We start from the raw sequence: 19,002 nt of genomic DNA on the forward strand, positions 1-19,002 counted from the left end.
CTATCGCTATAGGCGATAGCTGTTTTTTTATTCTTCATAAAATCTTAAGAAATCTCCTCAATTTTTATTAAGAAACGATAGTTATACTTAGAAACAAGTTAAAAACAATTGAACGAATGGGGAGAGGTTTACATGCAACTCATAACATTCTTACATGAATTTATTAAACATCCGAAACATACTGGTGCAATTGCGCCAAGTTCAAAAATATTAGCAAAGAAAATGGTAGATGTAATTGATTTTAATAAAGCGAAATGCATTGTAGAGTTAGGTCCTGGTACAGGGGTCTTTACGAAAGAAATTATGAAGAGAAAGAAGAAGGAAACAATATTTCTTCTTATTGAAATTAATGAAGTGTTTTGCAAAGAGCTAAAGAGAAAATTTAAAGATGAGCAGAACGTCATTGTTGTACACGGTTCAGCTGAAAATATAAAGAAGTATATGGAAGAGTTCAATATAGAATGCATTGATTACGTCTTATCAGGATTGCCTTTTACTTCTTTACCAGAAGAAGTTTCAAAACGTATTTTAAAAAATGCAATGGAAGCGATACATGAGAATGGGGAATTCATAACATTTCAATATTCACTTGTGAAAAAAGGCTTTATACAGCATTTCTTCCCTGAAATTATATTAGAAAAAGTGTGGCTCAATTTCCCGCCAGCTTACGTCTTTAGCTGTAAAAAAGAGCTAAGGAGAGCGTATGCATAATGGAATTACATGAATTATTATCATACATTGAACAGTACGGGTATTGGGCATTATTTTTCTGTTTATGGTTAGGAATTATCGGTATGCCAATTCCAGATGAAATGATTGTGATGAGCGGAGGATTTGTATCTTCATTAGGTATATTAAGTGTTATTCCTGCGTTTTTATTAACATATTTAGGCGTTGTGTCCGGGCTTTCTTTAGGATATATATTAGGGAAAATATTTGGGACAAAAGTACTCCATAAATTAATGAAAAAGAAGAAGGCGAAGTATTTTATAAAATCACAAGAAATGGTCGAGGCATACGGACATTACGCACTAATTACGAGTTATTTCATACCGGTTGTAAGACATATCGTGCCGTATTTAGTTGGAATGAATAACATGTCATTTAAGACGTATGTTTTATATTCCTATACGACAGGCTTTGTTTGGACGCTCGTTTACTTTGTGCTTGGTTCTATATTTGGACAACATATTGAAAGTATTGTGGCGATTGCGATAGAGTATGGCGTGTATTTTGGAGGAATCATTGCAGTGATTGTGAGTGTGTTTTATTTATACAGACAAAAAAGGAATACAGTGATGAGTAAATAAAGGAGGCGGCAGCCTCCTTTTATTATGAGTATGGCTTTATTTATCGAAGTGCTGATGCACAGCCCTGTTACATTAAGAAAAAGTTAAGAAACTGTACGAGTTTTTATTAAGAAATGCTCTCTATACTTAGAAAGGTCTTATTGAAAAACATAATGAAAGGCGGAATATAGATGAAAAGATTTATTTTAGGATCATTACTTGTGATTGTAGCAGGAGCGGCATATTTATTAAATGGGAGTGCTGCAATTGATCGAATGAACCCATTTCTTGATTTAGAATATCGTTATGCAGTGATCGATAATGATGGAAAAGAGTTAGATGGAAATAAAGGTCGTGAGTATACAGTAAAAGCTTATGATGAAAAAGGAGAGGTAAAAGAAGTTACGATTAATGGGGTAGATGAATTACCGAAAGGATCGTATTGGCATGTTATTACGAGAGGGAAGTTTTTACATGATAAAGTGCAAATAGAAGTAGATAAAATTCCTGATGGTGCAAAGGCAAAGTTAGGATTGTAAGTATAAACCCGATTCCTGATGAGAGAATCGGGTTTGTTATTTTATGGTAAAATGTAGAAGGGGAGTGAGAGTTATGCTACTCATTGTTAGTCTTATATTAATTGGGGTTATGTGTAGTATGAGAATAGTATCCTTACATATGATAGAGCGGCAAAAGATAGAAGAGCGATATGTATATTGTCCAAAATGTGATGCGAAAATTAGAAAAGGGAATTCTGCTCCTTTTTGTTCAAAATGTAATGTAATATTTTAGAGAAGATAAAAAGGCAAAACGAACATACTTCGGTTCGTTTTGCCTTTTTTTATAAGGAATAATACTAACTTTCCATTTTCCACTGATAACTTCTATAGTGACCTCCACAGGAATAGTGGATTTTTTTAATAAAATCAATTTAAATCATTTTATTTTGGAGCTACAGACGTTGAAACATAAAATTGTTACTTATTAGTATCTATAACACTTTAAAGTGCGTACTTTTTATTGGATCTTAGATGAGACATAATTACATACGTAAGAGGGACATGAGTAATATGAAACTACAAAGTATCTATGTTTTTTTAATAACTATCGTGCTTTGGAGTGCATACTTCTCTGACTGTTCGAACCCTTTATATCGCTTTTGATCAGTCATTCCTTTTCACATTAATTGATATCCATTCATTATTTTTAAATAGATTTTAGGAGGAGATTTTAAATGAAAGATTTATTAAAAGGCACACTTGGTTTTGGTACGGCACCACTAGGTAATATGTACCGTAATATTCCAGAAGAAGAAGCAATCGCAACAGTGGATGCTGCTTGGGATAATGGTGTTCGTTACTTCGATACAGCGCCACTTTATGGATCTGGTTTAGCAGAGATTCGTCTTGGTGAAGCACTATCGAAACGAAATCGTGATGATTACTTCTTAAGTACAAAAGTAGGTCGAATTATTTCAGATGAATTGGAAGATCCATCTACACGTGATTTAGGTGAAAAGGGCGGACTATTCGAATTTGGTCGTAAAAATAAAATCATCAATGACTACAGTGCGGATGCGACGCTTCGTTCTATTGAGGATAGTTTAAAACGTTTAAAAACAGATCGTCTAGATTTTGTTTATATTCATGATGTAGCACAAGATTTTTATGGAGATGAGTGGATTTCACAATTTGAAATTGCTCGAACAGGAGCATTCCGTGCACTTACTCAATTGCGTGATGAAGGTGTAATTAAAGGCTGGGGCCTTGGAGTAAACAAAGTAGAATCAATTGAACTTATGCTGGACTTAGAAGAAGCAAAACCAAATGTTTCTTTACTAGCGGGTCGCTATTCATTATTAGACCATGAGCGTGCGTTACAACGCGTAATGCCTGCAGCTGTAAAAAACAATATGGACATTGTTGTTGGTGGACCATATAGCTCAGGTGTACTTGCTGGAGGTGCTCACTTCGAATACCAAAAAGCGTCACCAGAAATCATTGCAAAAGTTAATAAAATGAAAAACCTTGCAGATCGTCATGGAATTAGCATTAAAGCTGCTGCTTTACAATTTGCATTGGCTAATCCAGCAGTTGCAGCTGTTATTCCTGGTGCAAGTAAACCGGAACGAATTGCAGAAGACCAAGCTGCATTGAAAACAGTGATTCCGGCAGCGTTCTGGGAAGAAATGCGTGAACAAAAACTAGTTGCAGCTAATGCACCACTACCAATTAACGTTAAATAAAAAGGAGCGTAATGAAAATGGCAAACACTATTACATCTATTGAAATTCCAGCTTCACCTGAACAAGTATGGAAATTAATTGGAGGTTTTGATGCACTTCCAGATTGGTTACCGTATATTCCTAGCAGTAAAGTAACGGAAGGCGGGCGTGTACGCCATTTAGCTAATCCTGATGGCGATGCGATTGTAGAGCGTTTAGAAGCATTTAATGAGAAAGAGCGCTACTACACATATTCAATTATGCAAGCACCGTTCCCTGTGACAAACTATTTATCTACAATTCGTGTGAAAGAAGGTAAAGATGCTAACACATCATTAGTTGAATGGTCTGGTAGCTTCACTCCTGTAGCGGTTACTGATGAAGAGGCAATTAATCTATTCCATGGAATTTATAAAGATGGTTTAGAGGCATTACAACAAGCATATTTAGGTTAATCAATTTATTAAACATTTGAAAGTCTGCAGTGTAACAACTGCAGGCTTTTTTATGATTATTAAATTTCTTTTTTAAGAAAATATTAAGAAACCCCGTCACTATTTGTTAAGAAAATGTATCTATACTGAATTCTGTTGCTTAAAGAGAACATCAAGAATCATAACAGGAGGTACAGATAGATGAAAACAATGTTAGAGGCGAAAGGGATTTCGAAAATATATGATACAGGCGGGAATACGTTTGAAGCGTTGAAAGATATTCATTTACAGGTAAAAGAAGGAGAGTTTGTCGGTATTATGGGACCGTCTGGTTCTGGTAAGACGACACTTTTAAATGTCCTTTCTACCATTGATACAGCTTCAAAAGGTGAGATTTTAATTGATGGAAAAGATATTGTGAAGATGAATGATGATGAATTGGCGCTATTTCGTCGTAATCATTTAGGATTCATTTTTCAAGATTATAACTTGTTAGATACGTTAACAGTACGAGAGAATATTGCACTGCCACTCGCTTTATCAAAAGTGAAGGCGAAAGAAGTAGAATTACGAGTCGAGACGATTGCGAAGAAGTTTGGAATAGATCATATTTTAAATCAATATCCGTATGAAGCATCAGGTGGACAAAAACAGCGCTGTGCAGCATCAAGAGCGATTGTAACAAATCCAAGCATGATTTTTGGGGATGAGCCAACGGGTGCACTTGATTCAAAGTCAGCGACAGATTTATTAGAAAGCATGAAAACATTAAACGAGAAAGATCGTGTAACAATTTTAATGGTAACGCATGATGCATTTGCAGCAAGTTATTGTAAACGCGTTGTATTTATTAAAGATGGCAAGTTATATAAAGAATTACACCGAGGGGGTATGACACGCAAACAATTCTTCCAACAAATTATTGATGTGATGTCTTCAATTTCTGGAGGTGCTATAAATGAGCTTATCTAGCATTGCGCTTCGTAATATAAAACGAAATTTTAAAGATTATTTTATTTACTTTGCGTCTATGATTTTTAGCATCGTCATTTATTTTACGTTTAAGGCGTTGCAATACAATTCACAAATAAGTGAAGCTGGAGATAACATCGGACGAGGATTCCAGCTTGCGAGTGTAATGCTCATTATTTTCGTTGCTATATTTATTATATATTCGAATGGTTTCTTTACACGAAAGCGTAAGAAAGAAATAGGTCTTTATTCTTTACTTGGTATTCGAAAGAAAGAAATAGGTAAAATGCTTTTTTATGAAAACATGTTAATGGGGTTATTATCGTTAGTAATCGGAATTATAATAGGTAGTTTACTTTCAAAAGGGTTCCTGAATTTACTTGTAAATATGATGGAGTTAGGTGTAAAAGTTCACTTTGAAGTACCGATTGGAGCGGTTATAGATACAGCAGTTATTTTTTGTTTCATTATTTTATACACATCGTTTAAAGGGTACCGCGTTATTTATCAATTTAAGTTAATTGAGCTATTCCGTGCAGATAACGAAGGCGAAGTCATGCCAAAAGGTTCTAAAATAATGGCTATCATTTCTATATTATTAATTGGATCAGGGTATTTCTTATCAGTAACGGCTATTAAAAATGCAAATAGTGATAACTTTATGCCACTTGCTCTTTACATTTTATTAGCAACAGTACTTGGAACGTATTTATTATTTATGTTCTTTACAGTCTTTGTATTAAAAAGAGTGCGAAACAAAAAATCTTCATTCTATAACGGAATGCAAATTGTGACGACATCTCAGTTACTATACCGCATTAAAGGAAATGCGAAATCGTTAGCGACGATTGCAGTATTAAGTGCAGTAACGTTAACGGCGGTTGGAACTTCTGTTACGATGTATTACAACACATACATGCAAGCAAAAAAATATAAGCCAGTTAGTTATTCATATGAAATGAAAGATAATCATGTAGATCGTAAAGTGAATGAGATTTTAAAAGAAGAAAAGAATGAAGTCATTCATCAATATGAGTTAGAGACGGTAAAAGTAGTAGGTGAATACGGTGATGATATTTCAAATAAAGATAGTTTACATGCAAGAACAACTGAAATTATCGCACAGTCAGCATTTAATAAAATAGCAAAATATTTGAATGAAGAAACTGTGTCTTTAAAGAAGACAGAAGCGTATGCATTTGATGGCATGTACAGTGAAGGGAAGAGGGATAGTGGCGTATATAAAAATCGAGAAGCTATCTTCCCGATTGGAGAAGTAGCACCAGTACAAGTGAAAGATGTACAAGCAAAAAATATTACAAACTTATATGAACTTCTAGTTGTCGTTCCGGATGAAGTGTATGAGCAAGCGAAGAAGGCAATTGGAGCTCATACTGTGAAAAATATTGATGTGAAAGATGAAAGAAATAGTGAAGTGTTAACAGAGAAATTAAAGAAAGTAATACCGGAAGAAGATGCAGAAGGAGGAGAACAATTCAGTGATTTCTATACTATTTTCCGTGATGGTATTGAAATATCAGGTTTAATGATGTTTAGTGGTATGTTCTTAGGACTTGTATTTTTACTTGCAACAGGATCTATCATTTACTTCAAACAATTAACAGAAGCACATGCAGACCGTGAACGGTACATCGTTCTTCGAAAACTCGGTGTTACGAAAAAAGAAATGAAAAAGGCAATCGCAAAACAAATGAGATTTATCTTCTTCACTCCTTTAGTACTTGGTATATTACACACTTTATTTGCGCTGAAAGGATTAGCGACAGTTATTCCGTATGAAATTGCAGTCCCGTTATTAATTAGCATTGGCGTGTATAGCGTTATTTATATTGGTTATTATTTGTTGACGGTTCGTGCTTATTTTCGGATTGTTAGTAAATGAAAAAAGCAAGAGAACGTAGTGAAGACTATGTTTTTTTGCTTTTTTATCGTTATTTATGTCCTAAAATATGCTAAACTTCATGCACATTTAATGCACTTACTTTAGCGATCGAACAAAGAAATGGAATTACTTTGGAGAGAGTTAAAGAAATACAAGAGATGATTCAACAACATAACTAGATTAGAAGAGAAAAACGAGTGATAGCACTCGTTTTTTCTTATACAACCGCAGGATTATAAATCATCGTAAAGTGTCCTGGTAATAATTCAATATGACACGGTGTATGAAGCGAACTTTCTCCATCTGTATCTACTTCTTTTTCTTCTTTTGTTTCAATATGAATGGATTTCGCCTTTACGTGGAAAATATCATTTTCATTTGAGTCTTCAAATAGTTTCTTTCCGATATAATCTTTAAACGCTTGAATGCCTGTTGACTTAACTACGAAAATATCAAGTGTACCGTCATCACATTTTACGTTCGGAATAAAGGAAGGAATACCACCAAGATATTCACCGTTTCCAACCATAACAAGAACAGCTTCGTCTTCATATACTTGTCCGTCATAAGTGATTTTAACTGGGAATGTTTCAGCGTTTTTTACAGTTCGAATTGTACTTAAATAGTAACCGATTTTACCAAGCTTTGCTTTTTCTTCTGCATCGATATTGTTTGATACTTCAGATACGAGACCAATGCCCCAGAAGTTTAAGAAATGTTGTCCATTTGCTTTTGCAACGTCAATTGGTTTTACGTGTTCCTTTGTGATAAGTTTTGCCGCTTCTGCAATGTTTTGCGGAACACCAAGTGTGCGGGAGAAGTCGTTGCAAGTTCCGCCTGGAATAATTGCAAGTGTAGGTCTAGTTTCAAGAGGGGCTAAGCCGTTTGTGCATTCAAATACAGTTCCGTCACCGCCAAAGACGATAATTAAATCTACTTTACTAGCAAATTCCTGACAATATTTTGTTGCATCACCTTGTTTTTTCGTATGAAGGATACGTAAGTCAGGAAAATTTGCCGCAAGAGGTGGTACGATTTTCGCCAAATTTGTATGTAAGTCGCCTTGTCCAGCTTTTGGATTTACGATGAGGAGTACCTTTTCAAATTTTGTCTTTGTCATTTTTATTCTCTCCCTTTGTCTTTTACGAATTGTGATAGAAAATAAACTTCCATCAGTAATTGATGGAAGTTTACCCCGCTTAACGGGCAGTAAGACTCCCACCTCAAATTTCGCCGAATAAGAGGAAGTCAGGTGGGAGATTAACTGCCCGTAAAAGCCCGATTGGTGAAGGCTAATAATCAGTGGGAGAAAAAAACCACTGATTAAAGTTTCACTTTATTTTATTATATTACTCCGTTACAACTGAAGCGATAAATGGTAAGTTACGATATTTTTCTGCGCAGTCGATGCCGTAGCCAACGATAAATTCGTCTGGAATTTGGAAGCCAACATATTCAGCTTTTAAGTCCACTTTACGGCGTTCAGGTTTATCAAGTAACGTACAGAATTTCAATGCTTTTGGTTTGTGCATGAAGAAGTGATCTTTTAAGAAGTGAAGTGTTAAACCAGAATCGATAATGTCTTCTACGACAATTACGTTTTTTCCAGTAATGTTTACATCGATATCTTTTAATAGTTTTACTTTTCCAGTTGTTTCTGTTTGATTTCCGTAGCTAGATGCAGAGATAAAGTCGATTGTTACTTCGTTTTTAATGTGACGAATTAAATCAGCAGCAAATACGAATGAACCTTTTAATACTGCGATTACTACGATTTCTTCTTCTTCAAAGTCACGCTCGATTTGAAGTGCTAGTTCTTTTACTTTTGCTTGTAATTGTTCTTCAGAAATTAAAGTGTCTTTTATTTCAATTTTCATTTGAATCCTCCTACAGTGTAAAACTTGTGAACATTTCGACTGTAAAGGATAGAAAGAAAAAAGTCAAAGAAGACATAAGGTTTTTACAAAAATCCCCACAAAATAGTCAGATGATATGATATACTGATTACATTAAGAAAACGCTTCCACAAAGGGTGATTATGATGAAAAAGAAACAGTATACAAGTGTAACATTTATAAAAGCATTGCTTTTAACAATTGTTCTTGGTATGTTGGCTTACATAATTGATGTACCTGTAATTCGCATTTCACTAATTGGAATGACTTTAGTATTAGGCGCAATTTCCCATGGTATGATATCACAGCTCAAAGAAGCTGGACTTGATAATATGAAAAATCATATAGATAAGAATTAAGAAACCTTCACGTATATATAGTGAAGGTTTTTTCGTTTCTTACAAAACTGTAAGGTAGTTGTAAGACAAATCGATAGTTGCATAATAGTATTTTGGATAAACTAAGGGTGTAAGGTAAAAGGCAAGCATATTTTAGGTAAATTAAGTTTTAGGCACTCTATATGTGAAGAAGGAGTAGGAGGGCATGGAGAAACGTTGGACAACCTTTTCTTTTTTAGCGACTAGTAACACCGTAATGCTAGCTGGAGAAATGGATTTTTTGCACTTGTTTGATCGTAAAGACGATCATTCTTCTTCCCAATTTACAATGAAATGGCGTAAATGGAGCGAAAGTTGTAGATTGGAAGAAGAGGCCCCTAACGAAGAGCAAAAGATTATTTTAACAAATCCTATTAAAGCGTGGGTTGTTCAACGTCGTAAGTGTAACGTCAAAAATCACTTCAAGAAAACTGAGCCGAGACAATTAGTTATCGCTCCGGCCCATTCTACTTCTGAAACACGCGAAAGTAACATGTAAATATTGAGACACGCACCCAAAAAACATCGTATATATTGCGATGTTTTTTTATTTTTTACAATGAAATCTTTAAATGAAATATATTTCATCTGCATCTTATATTTATATCTCTTGTTTATTCTAGTGATACATCCGATGCGAAGTGATGTAAAACGTATAAGAGGAGAGAGATAAAATGAAAAAGAAACTATTACCAATCTGTGCAATGGCACTTTTAACAGTAGGATATTCTTCAGTAGCAAGTGCGGATACTGGAACAGTAACAAAGGAAGAAGCAGCGCAAGTGCAACAAGATAAAGCTAAAAAAGAAGAAGCAATTAAGGCGCAGCAAAAAAATGAAGAAGAGAAAAAGCAAGCGGTACAAGTCCAAGAGAAAAGTGATATGGCTAAAAAAGAAGCTGCGATAAAAGAGCAACAAAAGAATGAAGTAAGGAAAAAAGAAGAAGCACAAGTGCAACAAAAAAAAGATGCGGCAAAAAAAGAAGTAGCGAAGCCAGTTGTAAAAGGTGAAAAATTACCAAATACAGCATCTAATAATGTAGCAATGATGGGATTAAGCGCATGTCTTGTAGCGGTAGGTACATTATTTGGTTTGAATCGTCGTAATAAAGTTAAGGCGTAAATAAAATATTGTCCTATAAAGAATGGGATAATTTCACATATTAAAAATGGTAGGTTATTCCTACCATTTTTTGCATGGAGGGATGAAACATGAAGTTACTCAATTATATCGGTATCATATTGATGGCCATAGGGCTATTCATGGGATCATATTACGCTGTGGAATGGTATAAAGGAAAAAGCTCTGCGCAAGAATTAACGGCAGAAGAAATAAAGAAACTTAAAAATATACAAGATACTCAACTTTCTCATGAAACACCTGTAACTTCTCAAGTGCCTTCTTCTCAAATAGAACATAAAGAAGGAGAAAAAGTAGCAATGTTAAATATACCGAAAATAAAGAAGAAGTTTTCTATATATTGGGGAGCAAATGATGCAACGCTCAAAAAAGGAGTTGGTATGTTCGTTAGTGATTTAACGACAACGCCATCTGGAGGGGGACATACTGTACTGAGTGGACATCGAGATACTGTATTTACAGATTTAGGAGAGTTGAAAGAAAAGGATACTCTTACTTTAGAGTATGATAATAAAACTTACACATATGAAATTCAAAAGACATGGATTACCCATGCGGATGATCGTACTGTTATTATAAAAAAAGAAGAACCGATATTAACACTGACGACTTGCTATCCATTTGAGTATATAGGCGATGCACCAGATAGATATATTATCGAGGCGAAGTTAACTGCTAGTTATTCAAAATAAAATTATAGTTTCTGAAGGCGAGAGGGGGATACATAGGTTATGTCAAAAAACATTTTAATTGTTGAAGATGAAGAGATTTTACGTGAAATATTAAAAGATTATTTTTTAAGTGAACAATATGTAGTGTTTGAAGCAAGGGACGGGAAAGAAGCTTTAGTTGTATTTGAAGAAGAAGAGGTTGATTTAGTTATTTTAGATATTATGTTGCCGGAACTCGATGGATGGTCTGTTTGCCGAAGAATTCGGAAGACGTCTGAGGTGCCTATTATTATGTTGACGGCGCGCGTAGATGAAGATGATACGTTACTTGGTTTTGAACTTGGGGCAGATGACTATGTGACGAAGCCGTACAGTCCACCAATTTTATTAGCAAGAGCGAAACGATTATTAGAAAGTAGAAAAGCATCGAAGAAACCTTTAGAGAATGAAGATGATACGTTATCAATTCATGGTATCCACGTTCATTTTCCATCACGTACTGTTACTGTTGATGAGGTAGATGTTAGTTTAACGCATACGGAGTTTGAAATATTGGTGTATTTCATGAAAAACCAAGGAATTGTACTAACAAGGGAACAATTAATTTCAAGAATTTGGGGATATGAATTTGCTGGTGATGATCGAACGGTTAATAGCCATATTCGTAATTTAAGAAATAAATTAGGAGAGAAAGCAAAGTACATTACAACTGTAGTGCGAACTGGATATAAGTTTGAGGGGAATGTATGAGAAAAGGGATTGTACTAAAATTATTTACTCTCACAACAGCATTATGTATGTTGATTTTAGCGACGATTTTTATTGGACAAACGATATTTTTCAAACAATATTATGCAAATCGAAAAGTAGAAGATATTAAAGTGAATTTAAATTCCTTTGAAAAGAATTATTTAAATTATGCAGGAAATGCAGAAGGAATTCAGAAACTGGAGCAAGACTTTTTTAGAGAAAATAATACGTGGATTACGACATTAGATCAGAATGGGAATTTAAAACATGTGGATGATTTTTATTTTGAGGTAACGATAGACCGTAGGGAGCAAAAGAGCTTTGGACAACAAATATTCAAGATTCCCTTATACAATCTCGTCAATATAGAGGAGATTGATAATAAATCATCAGATCAGTTTTTAGGACAAACAATGCATGTTTCTGGAGTGAAACAAGAAGATAGTTTCATTCCATTCTCTTTCACGTTAAGTAAGCAAAATTTAAATGGATCTAATAAGCCTTTAGAAAAAGCGTTTCAGGAGAAAGTGAAATTAGATGAGGAGAAAAAGAGAGCAGCTGGGGAGCAACTTGTTAAGGAAAAGAAACCAGCTGTTCAGGAAGAAGCTGCTCAGGAATTAGGCTTTTACATAGGAGGACGTGTTACAAAAGTACAGTTACCTGATGTAAAAGGTCCTGTGAATCCAATTTATAAAAATAGTATATTTTTAGATAACATTAAGGATTTTCAAACTGATTTATTATTAAAAGAAAGCAATAAAATACGATATACAATAGAAACAATGGATTTTGAAAAGAATGATATAAAATATAAATTATTAATTAAGCCAATAAAAGAAAAAGATGGATCAGTAGCATATATATATGCGATGGCTTCTTTACAACCAGTAGATGAGGCTGTACAAATGGTACAAGATTATTACATTTACATTATTGCATTTGTAGTCGTTTTGGTTTTTCTAGCTTCGTTTTATTACTCGAAACAAATTGCAAAACCGCTACTAAAAATAAATGATACAACGAAAAAAATAGCGCATTTAGATTTCACAGAAAAAATACCAATTACTTCAAAAGATGAAATTGGTGATTTATCGAAAAATATTAATACGCTATCGAATAAACTCCATTCGCATATTGGACAGCTAGAACAAGATATTGAAAAGGAAAGAAAGCTAGAAAAGACGCGGAAGGAATTCATTTCTGGTGTTTCACATGAATTAAAAACACCGTTAAGTATTATGAAAAGCTGTATTTCTATTTTAAAGGATGGGGTAGCTGAACATAAAAAAGAGTACTATTTTCAAGCGATGGAACGAGAAGTAGATAAAATGGATACGTTAATTTTAGATATGCTTGAGTTAGCTAAATTTGAGTCAGGTACATATAAAATGAAAAAAGATTCATTTTATATCGATACAGTAATTGAAGATATATGTGAACACCTTTCTGTAGAAATAGAGAAAAAAGAACTTCGTGTTCATAAAAATATAGGTCCATTTGAAGTAGTCGCAAATCAAGGCCGGATTGAACAAGTCATCGTGAACTTCATTACGAATGCCATACGTTATACACCGAATAAAGAGGATATTATTATTTCTACAATAGATGAGAAAAATCGTATAAAAGTGTGTATTGAAAATAAAGGTACTCATATTGAAGAAGAGCAATTAGATAAAATTTGGGATCGTTTTTATCGCGTGGATGCAGCACGTCATCGTTCACAAGGTGGAACAGGGCTTGGGCTTGCTATTTCAAAGAATATTTTAGAACTGCACGATGCTGAATATGGGGTAAAGAATACAGAAGATGGTGTGTTATTTTACTTCTACTTACTGAAAAAAGCGTAGATCATACATGCTACGCTTTTTTTTAAGTTATTTTCATATTATCTTTACCTAATCTTTATTTTTAAGAGATATAATCTTGTTAGAAAAAGAGGTTATGTAAGGAGTAGATTAGCCATGAATAGCAATTTACTAGGTGTGATGGTATTTATTTTTCTTTGTGCATTTATTGTATTTATTATTGATATTACTCATTGAGAATTTTGATATAAAAAAGGGCGCTAGTTAAGCGCCCTTTTTGTTTGCATTTATTTGATAAGCATTGATGCTTTTGAATAAGCGTGGTGAAGTGATAAATAAAAATATAAGTAAAACTGTACATAGAATAAAAGAACCAAGCATTGTGCTGCCATTTACGATTAATGAATATAGCACAGCTGATTGACCTTTCGGTGCATATTGTCCCCAGAAAATAATACCGGCAATAAAGTGACAGAAGTAACGAGCTAGACTACCGATAAATGTAGCAACGATAATGAATCCAATTACTTTCTTTCCTTGGTTTTGTTTTGATGAAGGTTTATCTTTATGGCTACTTAAGTTTGATTGTTCGTCGCCATTCGCATTAGATGCTAAAAGTGCATTTTGAATTGGACGATAGAATAACCCGGCAAATCCGATAAAAGCAAAGGCAATGAAGTACTCAATGAATGCTTGAACTGGTGTTAAAATGTAGGCATCACCTACGACAATTTGTAACAGTCCCCAAACTAAACCACCTAAGAAAGCTGATTTAAAGCCCCAGCGGTAAGCAATAATAAAAATAGGAATCATAGCGAATGAGATAGAACCGCCTGTTGGAAGTTTAATTGATAATGGTAAAATGTCGATGACCATGGCGAAGGCTGCAAGAATAGCAGATTCGATCATCGCTTGTAAATTAGTGTTACGCATGTTGTCTCCCCCTAAATCCAAGTTGTACAAAAAAGAATAGATATCATAGGAGGATACGAAATACGTAAATAAAAATGAGGTATGTATTTCGGACGTTTGCACAATCCCTGCGTTAGCATTAACTAACAGGTTCGAAGGGTCGGAACGAAGTGTTCCCTCTCAGCGGCATGGCTCCCCCAGTGATAACGAGATTCTTTATTTGCTATTGTTTATTGTAAGCGAAATGGATGAGAATGGCAAACGAATACAGTATGACAATAATTGAAATACAATTGTAGCGAAATGTTAATAAATATGAAGCAAAAGGGTATAGTACAAGAGAAATTGGGTGTGGTATAATTTTTTTGAAAATAATTATCATTCTCTTCTGAGGGGGAAGGTTATGAGCTTAGTAGATATTAAAATTGGAGAGAAAGTGTTAGTAAAAAGTATTCAGTCTTTAGATCAGCTATTAAAGCGTAGACTAGCTGCTTTCGGTCTTGCTGAAGGAAGCGAACTTCGCCTGAAACAGAAAGCGATGTTTAAAGGTCCTTGTACATTGGAGTGTCGTGGACAGTTAATTAGTATTCGTCATTGTGACGCGAAAATGATAAAGGTGGAATTAGCGTGAATAAGGTAGCTTTGCTAGGGAATCCGAATACAGGGAAGACATCATTATTTAATGCACTTACTGGTTCTTATGAATATGTAGGAAACTGGAGCGGTGTAACAGTAGAAAAGAAGGTTGGTAAATTAAAAGATAAGCAAGGCACATTGATTGATTTACCAGGTGTTTATGATTTAAATCCAGTTTCGCGTGATGAAGGTGTTGTAACAAACTTTCTATTAACAGAAGAATTTCAGCATATGTTAAATATTGTGGATTCCTCGCAGTTTGAACGAAATATGCATTTAACGTTGCAGTTGCTCGAATTTGGCAAGCCAGTTTCAATTGGTTTAAATATGGTTGATGTGGCGAAGCAAAGAGGAATTGTAATTGATGTAAAACGATTATCAGAACTATTAGGTGTAACTGTCGTTCCTGTCGTTGCAAGAAGCGGAAAAGGCTGTGAAGAACTACTTGCGACTCTTAAAGAAATTGACAAAAAAGAGAAAAAGCCATTCCTTATTTCATATGGTGTACAAATGGATGAAGGAATTGGAGAAGTAATTGCTCTTTTAGAGACAGTGAATTACGAGCATCCGAGATGGTTAGCACTTCAATTTTTAAGCAATAACGAAGTAGTAGAAAAAGAAATGAAAGCATTACCAATTTATAAGGAACTCATAGCCATTCGATCTCGCTTAGAAGGAAAACTTGATTGTACGTTAGAAGAGCACATTTACAAAACTCGTGAAGCGTATATTGAAAAGTTAAAAACAAACGTTATGAAGCATGAGAAAGAAGGAAAAATTCCTTTTTCAGAAAAAATTGATAGATTAATTACACATAAAATTTTAGGACTTCCAATCTTTTTAGCAGTTATGTTTTTTATTTTTCAGGTTACGTTTACGTGGATTGGGACACCTTTATCGGATATGTTAGATGAGTTTTTTGGTGGGCAGCTTACGGATTGGGTGACGGCTGGACTTACAAGTATTGGAGCTTCTGATTTTATTCAAGCACTTGTTACGGAAGGTATTATCGCCGGTGTTGGTGCTGTGTTAGTATTTGTGCCACAAATCTTTGCACTATTCTTTTTCATTTCATTATTAGAAGACTCAGGATATATGGCGCGAATTGCAGTTGTGATGGATAGGATTATGGAGTTCTTCGGATTAAACGGTAAAGCTTTTATTCCGATGATTATCGGTTTTGGATGTAACGTTCCAGGTATTATGGCAGCGAGAACGATTGAACAGGAGAAAGAGCGTTTACTTACAGTTCTTGTAACACCATTTATGTCTTGTTCAGCACGTTTACCTGTATATGCATTATTTGCGGGAGTGTTCTTCCCTCATAGTCAGGCAACTGTTGTGTTCTCTTTATACGTTGCAGGGATTGTCCTTGCGTTATTAGTTACAAAAATAATGTCTCTTACTATTTTAAAAGCGGAAAAATCTATTTTCGTCATTGAACTACCGCCTTACCGCGTGCCACAAGCGAAAACGTTATGGCTTAGCACATGGGAAAAAGGGAAAGGGTTTGTTCGTAAAGCTGGTACATTCATCTTTGGTGGTTCGGTTGTCATTTGGCTATTAAATTATGCAGGTCCATCAGGATTTGGTGTTGATATGGGAGACAGTTACTTAGCGATGATTGGTGGATTTATCGCACCGCTATTTGCACCGCTAGGCTTTGGAACGTGGCAAGCTGCAGCATCCCTTTTAACAGGATTTTTAGCGAAAGAAGTTGTCGTTTCTACAATGGCGATTATTTATGCGGTTAAAGAAGATGTGCTTGGAAACGTAATGGGAGCACATTATACAGCATTATCAGCGTATGCATTTATGTTCTTTATTTTATTATACGTTCCGTGCTTAGCGACAGTAGCTGTTATTAAACGTGAAACAGGATCAGCGAAATGGACGATTTTCTCAGTCGTTTATCCGCTCGTAGTTGCTTATGTATTAACGCTTATTATATACCAAGTTGGATCTTTACTCGGATTCTAAAAGGAGATGTATGATGATGGTCAATATTATAATTGGAGCTATCATTTTTGGTTATGCAGCATATACGTTAGTTAATTTCGTAAAAAGAAGTAAAAAAGGAAAATGCGCAGCATGTTCTTTAAATAAGTCATGCCAGTCGCAAACTTGTAGTCCGGATATGGAGCAAATCGCTCACAAGTAGAAAAAAAGCTTTGCGAATCTCGCAAAGCTTTTTTCTTACTTTTTAATTTTTACAAGTTGTGATGTTTCTACACCATTTTTGCCAGGGAATTCTTTACTCGGGTCCTTATCAAATTTTAATACACCCACCGATTTTTCTTCACCTTTTACATTGTTGTAAGTTGCATCATCAACAATCGCGAACATATCTGCATATGCACGGCCACTTCCGATAATTATGTTGCCTTCATATTTTAATTTCGCGCCATCGATTTTAGCATTTTCAACTTTGTTTTTTGCGAATAATACACCTTGTTCTGTTGTTACAGCTGGTAATTTATCCAGTGGTTTCGTGTCGTCTTTTGCATCCACTTTGCTAAGTAACTCTTTCTTCACTAGTTCTTCACCAGTTTTTTTATCCATTACAAGAACTTTTTTATCTTCTAACGTTGTAAGTTTCATTTTATAGAAGTCTTTTTCTTTCACTTCTTTTTTGTTTTTATCTGCAATTTGTGTTACTTGCTCTTCTGATCCGTACAATACAAAGCCGTTTGCCTTTTCTCCTAATAAAGAACAACCTGATAATGCTCCGAATGAAATTGCTGCTGCTAATCCGATTCCTACTAATTTTTTCATGATGATTTCTCCTTGTCATATGTTTTATAGTAAATACAGTTTTTGTATTAGTTCTTACAGTTTGAGAAGCTTGTTTGTTGCTTCTGGTATTAGTGTATAAGAAATATCGGAATGTAACTATCGAGTTAGCTTACAGTAACATTACAATAATGTAATTTAGTGAAAGTAAATAAAAATAAGTCAATTTTTGATGGTTTTAATTATAATATATTGTTAATATAATATATTAGGAATACAATGTTATATCTGGAATGTCATATTATATTGGTTATATTTTGGAAATAACATGTAAGGACATATTAGTTTTGTTATAATAAACACATAGGCTGTAAAAATGAATATTCTTTACTGTAAAGGGAGATTTTTAAGTTTTCCAAGTAGTGAATTTGAAATATGAGGTATATCATAGGAGGAATTTGGATGTCTGTATTTAAACGATTACGAGATTTAACAATGTCAAATGTGTATTCATTAATTGAAAAAGCGGAAGATCCAGTTAAGATGACGGATCAATATTTACGCGATATGCAAGCGGATGTACAAGAAGCTGAGAAAAGTGTAGCAGCTCAAATCGCGCTTGAGAAAAAGTTCAAATTATTATTTGAAGAACAAGAAGCACTTGTGAAAAAGCGTGAAGATCAAGCTCATATGGCTGTTCAAGCTAGTAACTTAGATCTTGCGCGCCGTGCACTAGAAGAAAAACAAAATGCAGAGCAAAAAATGAATGAGTATAAAGCAAGCTATGAGCAAAATAAAGCAGCTGCTGATAATCTTCGTGCGAAGTTAGAAGAAATGCGTAAGCAATTAACAGAGCTGAAAAATAAACGTGAAACACTTGTAGCACGTGTAAATGCAGCGAAAGCACAAAAGAATATTAATCAGGCGATGTCTGGGTTTGATTCAAATTCAGCAAAAGCTGGTTTAAGCCGTATGGAAGAGAAAGCTCTTCAATTAGAAGCTGAAGCAGAAGCAAGCGGTGAAGTTTACAAAAAAGAAAAGTCATTAGATGATGAATTCGCAAGCTTAAACAAAAATTCTGCTGTTGACGATGAATTAGCTCGTATTATGAAGCAGTATGAGAAATAATATAGAATAGAGACAAATGAACCGACATGTCTAAACAAATTCATGTCGGTTTTCTATTCCCCGCTATTTGACGGTAGTAAGACTCCCACCTCAACATTTCGTGAAAGCAGAGAGGTTGGTAGGAGCCAATAATC

General features: G+C 34.6%; 22 protein-coding genes, 1 pseudogene and 1 riboswitch. Of the genes and pseudogenes, 19 read left to right on the forward strand and 4 right to left on the reverse strand.

Annotated features, from left to right (window positions below; all coding sequences use genetic code 11):
* Positions 1–132 precede the first annotated feature (132 nt).
* From ACS2MN_RS26865 to ACS2MN_RS26905, 9 genes and pseudogenes are all read left to right on the forward strand, one after another.
* Positions 133–711, forward strand: a complete 579-nt coding sequence (locus ACS2MN_RS26865; RefSeq protein WP_346994442.1) for a class I SAM-dependent methyltransferase — start codon at positions 133–135, stop codon at positions 709–711.
* Entirely contained in the window at positions 711–1,310 is a 600-nt protein-coding gene (locus ACS2MN_RS26870) for a DedA family protein (RefSeq protein WP_000418929.1), read from the forward strand. Before ACS2MN_RS26865 ends, ACS2MN_RS26870 begins: the two co-directional genes overlap by 1 nt.
* Positions 1,311–1,480: 170 nt before the next feature.
* Positions 1,481–1,828: a YxeA family protein gene (locus tag ACS2MN_RS26875; RefSeq protein WP_087950954.1), complete on the forward strand. Its 348-nt coding sequence runs from the start codon at positions 1,481–1,483 to the stop codon at positions 1,826–1,828.
* A 73-nt stretch (positions 1,829–1,901) separates the two neighbouring features.
* On the forward strand, positions 1,902–2,081 hold the full coding sequence (locus ACS2MN_RS26880) for a hypothetical protein (protein WP_000924680.1): 180 nt from the start codon (positions 1,902–1,904) through the stop codon (positions 2,079–2,081).
* A gap of 442 nt (positions 2,082–2,523) precedes the next feature.
* On the forward strand, positions 2,524–3,534 hold the full coding sequence (locus ACS2MN_RS26885; protein WP_000653976.1) for an aldo/keto reductase: 1,011 nt from the start codon (positions 2,524–2,526) through the stop codon (positions 3,532–3,534).
* Positions 3,535–3,551: 17 nt separating this feature from the next.
* Entirely contained in the window at positions 3,552–3,968 is a 417-nt protein-coding gene (locus ACS2MN_RS26890) for an SRPBCC family protein (protein WP_000024115.1), read from the forward strand.
* A gap of 180 nt (positions 3,969–4,148) precedes the next feature.
* Positions 4,149–4,919, forward strand: coding sequence for an ABC transporter ATP-binding protein (locus ACS2MN_RS26895; protein WP_000855629.1), 771 nt, complete (start codon positions 4,149–4,151; stop codon positions 4,917–4,919).
* On the forward strand, positions 4,906–6,822 hold the full coding sequence (locus ACS2MN_RS26900) for an ABC transporter permease (protein ID WP_088055579.1): 1,917 nt from the start codon (positions 4,906–4,908) through the stop codon (positions 6,820–6,822). Before ACS2MN_RS26895 ends, ACS2MN_RS26900 begins: the two co-directional genes overlap by 14 nt.
* A 101-nt stretch (positions 6,823–6,923) precedes the next feature.
* Positions 6,924–7,001: pseudogene (locus tag ACS2MN_RS26905) on the forward strand (DUF2199 domain-containing protein); the annotation flags it as partial.
* Between the two features lie 38 nt (positions 7,002–7,039).
* Here the strand turns inward: ACS2MN_RS26905 and ACS2MN_RS26910 are convergent.
* Together ACS2MN_RS26910 and hpt are read right to left on the reverse strand one after the other, a co-directional pair.
* Positions 7,040–7,942, reverse strand: a complete 903-nt coding sequence (locus ACS2MN_RS26910; protein ID WP_000167883.1) for a diacylglycerol/lipid kinase family protein — start codon at positions 7,940–7,942, stop codon at positions 7,040–7,042.
* Between the two features lie 229 nt (positions 7,943–8,171).
* Positions 8,172–8,699 (reverse strand): hypoxanthine phosphoribosyltransferase, encoded by a 528-nt coding sequence (gene hpt, locus ACS2MN_RS26915; RefSeq protein ID WP_000687582.1) that lies wholly within the window; start codon positions 8,697–8,699, stop codon positions 8,172–8,174.
* A 161-nt stretch (positions 8,700–8,860) separates the two neighbouring features.
* Here hpt and ACS2MN_RS26920 point away from each other — a divergent pair, with 161 nt between their 5' ends.
* The 6 genes from ACS2MN_RS26920 to ACS2MN_RS26945 all read left to right on the forward strand — a co-directional run bounded on the left by ACS2MN_RS26920 (position 8,861) and on the right by ACS2MN_RS26945 (position 13,501).
* Positions 8,861–9,076, forward strand: coding sequence for a hypothetical protein (locus ACS2MN_RS26920; RefSeq protein WP_140154206.1), 216 nt, complete (start codon positions 8,861–8,863; stop codon positions 9,074–9,076).
* Positions 9,077–9,260: 184 nt separating this feature from the next.
* Entirely contained in the window at positions 9,261–9,593 is a 333-nt protein-coding gene (locus ACS2MN_RS26925) for a hypothetical protein (protein ID WP_000415607.1), read from the forward strand.
* 175 nt (positions 9,594–9,768) lie between these two features.
* Positions 9,769–10,215 (forward strand): LPXTG cell wall anchor domain-containing protein, encoded by a 447-nt coding sequence (locus tag ACS2MN_RS26930; protein WP_087950959.1) that lies wholly within the window; start codon positions 9,769–9,771, stop codon positions 10,213–10,215.
* An 89-nt stretch (positions 10,216–10,304) separates the two neighbouring features.
* Complete coding sequence (locus tag ACS2MN_RS26935) at positions 10,305–10,925, forward strand: class D sortase (RefSeq protein ID WP_000771581.1); 621 nt, start codon at positions 10,305–10,307, stop codon at positions 10,923–10,925.
* 39 nt (positions 10,926–10,964) lie between these two features.
* Entirely contained in the window at positions 10,965–11,654 is a 690-nt protein-coding gene (locus ACS2MN_RS26940) for a response regulator transcription factor (protein WP_000041867.1), read from the forward strand.
* Entirely contained in the window at positions 11,651–13,501 is a 1,851-nt protein-coding gene (locus tag ACS2MN_RS26945) for a sensor histidine kinase (protein ID WP_087950962.1), read from the forward strand. Before ACS2MN_RS26940 ends, ACS2MN_RS26945 begins: the two co-directional genes overlap by 4 nt.
* A gap of 222 nt (positions 13,502–13,723) precedes the next feature.
* Here ACS2MN_RS26945 and thiT read toward each other — a convergent pair whose 3' ends face one another.
* On the reverse strand, positions 13,724–14,392 hold the full coding sequence (gene thiT / locus ACS2MN_RS26950) for an energy-coupled thiamine transporter ThiT (protein WP_098709530.1): 669 nt from the start codon (positions 14,390–14,392) through the stop codon (positions 13,724–13,726).
* A gap of 86 nt (positions 14,393–14,478) precedes the next feature.
* Positions 14,479–14,580: riboswitch (TPP riboswitch) on the reverse strand.
* A 194-nt stretch (positions 14,581–14,774) separates the two neighbouring features.
* Between thiT and ACS2MN_RS26955 the strand changes: the two genes are divergently transcribed.
* The 3 genes from ACS2MN_RS26955 to ACS2MN_RS26965 are packed head-to-tail and all read left to right on the forward strand — an operon-like array spanning position 14,775 to position 17,168.
* Positions 14,775–15,002 carry a FeoA family protein gene (locus tag ACS2MN_RS26955; RefSeq protein WP_000060512.1) on the forward strand — a complete coding sequence of 76 codons (228 nt, stop codon included), beginning with the start codon at positions 14,775–14,777 and terminating at the stop codon, positions 15,000–15,002.
* Positions 14,999–16,987: a ferrous iron transport protein B gene (feoB, locus tag ACS2MN_RS26960; protein WP_198130138.1), complete on the forward strand. Its 1,989-nt coding sequence runs from the start codon at positions 14,999–15,001 to the stop codon at positions 16,985–16,987. The genes ACS2MN_RS26955 and feoB overlap by 4 nt, the downstream gene beginning before the upstream one ends.
* A gap of 13 nt (positions 16,988–17,000) precedes the next feature.
* Positions 17,001–17,168: a FeoB-associated Cys-rich membrane protein gene (locus tag ACS2MN_RS26965; protein WP_000989597.1), complete on the forward strand. Its 168-nt coding sequence runs from the start codon at positions 17,001–17,003 to the stop codon at positions 17,166–17,168.
* A 35-nt stretch (positions 17,169–17,203) separates the two neighbouring features.
* On the opposite strand, the gene ACS2MN_RS26970 is transcribed toward ACS2MN_RS26965, so the two are convergent.
* Positions 17,204–17,782, reverse strand: coding sequence for a lipoprotein BA_5634 family protein (locus tag ACS2MN_RS26970; protein ID WP_000737473.1), 579 nt, complete (start codon positions 17,780–17,782; stop codon positions 17,204–17,206).
* A 420-nt stretch (positions 17,783–18,202) separates the two neighbouring features.
* Here ACS2MN_RS26970 and ACS2MN_RS26975 point away from each other — a divergent pair, with 420 nt between their 5' ends.
* On the forward strand, positions 18,203–18,868 hold the full coding sequence (locus tag ACS2MN_RS26975; RefSeq protein ID WP_000110292.1) for a PspA/IM30 family protein: 666 nt from the start codon (positions 18,203–18,205) through the stop codon (positions 18,866–18,868).
* Positions 18,869–19,002: the final 134 nt, after the last annotated feature.

Source organism: Bacillus cereus group sp. BceL062, from assembly GCF_051780025.1.
GTDB classification, from domain to species: Bacteria; Bacillota; Bacilli; order Bacillales; family Bacillaceae_G; genus Bacillus_A; species Bacillus_A toyonensis.

Coding starts and splice junctions, on each gene's coding strand:
- ACS2MN_RS26865 (WP_346994442.1), top strand. CDS start 133: ATGCAACTCATAACATTCTTACATGAATTTATTAAACATCCGAAACAT.
- ACS2MN_RS26870 (WP_000418929.1), top strand. CDS start 711: ATGGAATTACATGAATTATTATCATACATTGAACAGTACGGGTATTGG.
- ACS2MN_RS26875 (WP_087950954.1), top strand. CDS start 1,481: ATGAAAAGATTTATTTTAGGATCATTACTTGTGATTGTAGCAGGAGCG.
- ACS2MN_RS26880 (WP_000924680.1), top strand. CDS start 1,902: ATGCTACTCATTGTTAGTCTTATATTAATTGGGGTTATGTGTAGTATG.
- ACS2MN_RS26885 (WP_000653976.1), top strand. CDS start 2,524: ATGAAAGATTTATTAAAAGGCACACTTGGTTTTGGTACGGCACCACTA.
- ACS2MN_RS26890 (WP_000024115.1), top strand. CDS start 3,552: ATGGCAAACACTATTACATCTATTGAAATTCCAGCTTCACCTGAACAA.
- ACS2MN_RS26895 (WP_000855629.1), top strand. CDS start 4,149: ATGAAAACAATGTTAGAGGCGAAAGGGATTTCGAAAATATATGATACA.
- ACS2MN_RS26900 (WP_088055579.1), top strand. CDS start 4,906: ATGAGCTTATCTAGCATTGCGCTTCGTAATATAAAACGAAATTTTAAA.
- ACS2MN_RS26910 (WP_000167883.1), bottom strand. CDS start 7,942: ATGACAAAGACAAAATTTGAAAAGGTACTCCTCATCGTAAATCCAAAA.
- hpt (WP_000687582.1), bottom strand. CDS start 8,699: ATGAAAATTGAAATAAAAGACACTTTAATTTCTGAAGAACAATTACAA.
- ACS2MN_RS26920 (WP_140154206.1), top strand. CDS start 8,861: ATGATGAAAAAGAAACAGTATACAAGTGTAACATTTATAAAAGCATTG.
- ACS2MN_RS26925 (WP_000415607.1), top strand. CDS start 9,261: ATGGAGAAACGTTGGACAACCTTTTCTTTTTTAGCGACTAGTAACACC.
- ACS2MN_RS26930 (WP_087950959.1), top strand. CDS start 9,769: ATGAAAAAGAAACTATTACCAATCTGTGCAATGGCACTTTTAACAGTA.
- ACS2MN_RS26935 (WP_000771581.1), top strand. CDS start 10,305: ATGAAGTTACTCAATTATATCGGTATCATATTGATGGCCATAGGGCTA.
- ACS2MN_RS26940 (WP_000041867.1), top strand. CDS start 10,965: ATGTCAAAAAACATTTTAATTGTTGAAGATGAAGAGATTTTACGTGAA.
- ACS2MN_RS26945 (WP_087950962.1), top strand. CDS start 11,651: ATGAGAAAAGGGATTGTACTAAAATTATTTACTCTCACAACAGCATTA.
- thiT (WP_098709530.1), bottom strand. CDS start 14,392: ATGCGTAACACTAATTTACAAGCGATGATCGAATCTGCTATTCTTGCA.
- ACS2MN_RS26955 (WP_000060512.1), top strand. CDS start 14,775: ATGAGCTTAGTAGATATTAAAATTGGAGAGAAAGTGTTAGTAAAAAGT.
- ACS2MN_RS26965 (WP_000989597.1), top strand. CDS start 17,001: ATGATGGTCAATATTATAATTGGAGCTATCATTTTTGGTTATGCAGCA.
- ACS2MN_RS26970 (WP_000737473.1), bottom strand. CDS start 17,782: ATGAAAAAATTAGTAGGAATCGGATTAGCAGCAGCAATTTCATTCGGA.
- ACS2MN_RS26975 (WP_000110292.1), top strand. CDS start 18,203: ATGTCTGTATTTAAACGATTACGAGATTTAACAATGTCAAATGTGTAT.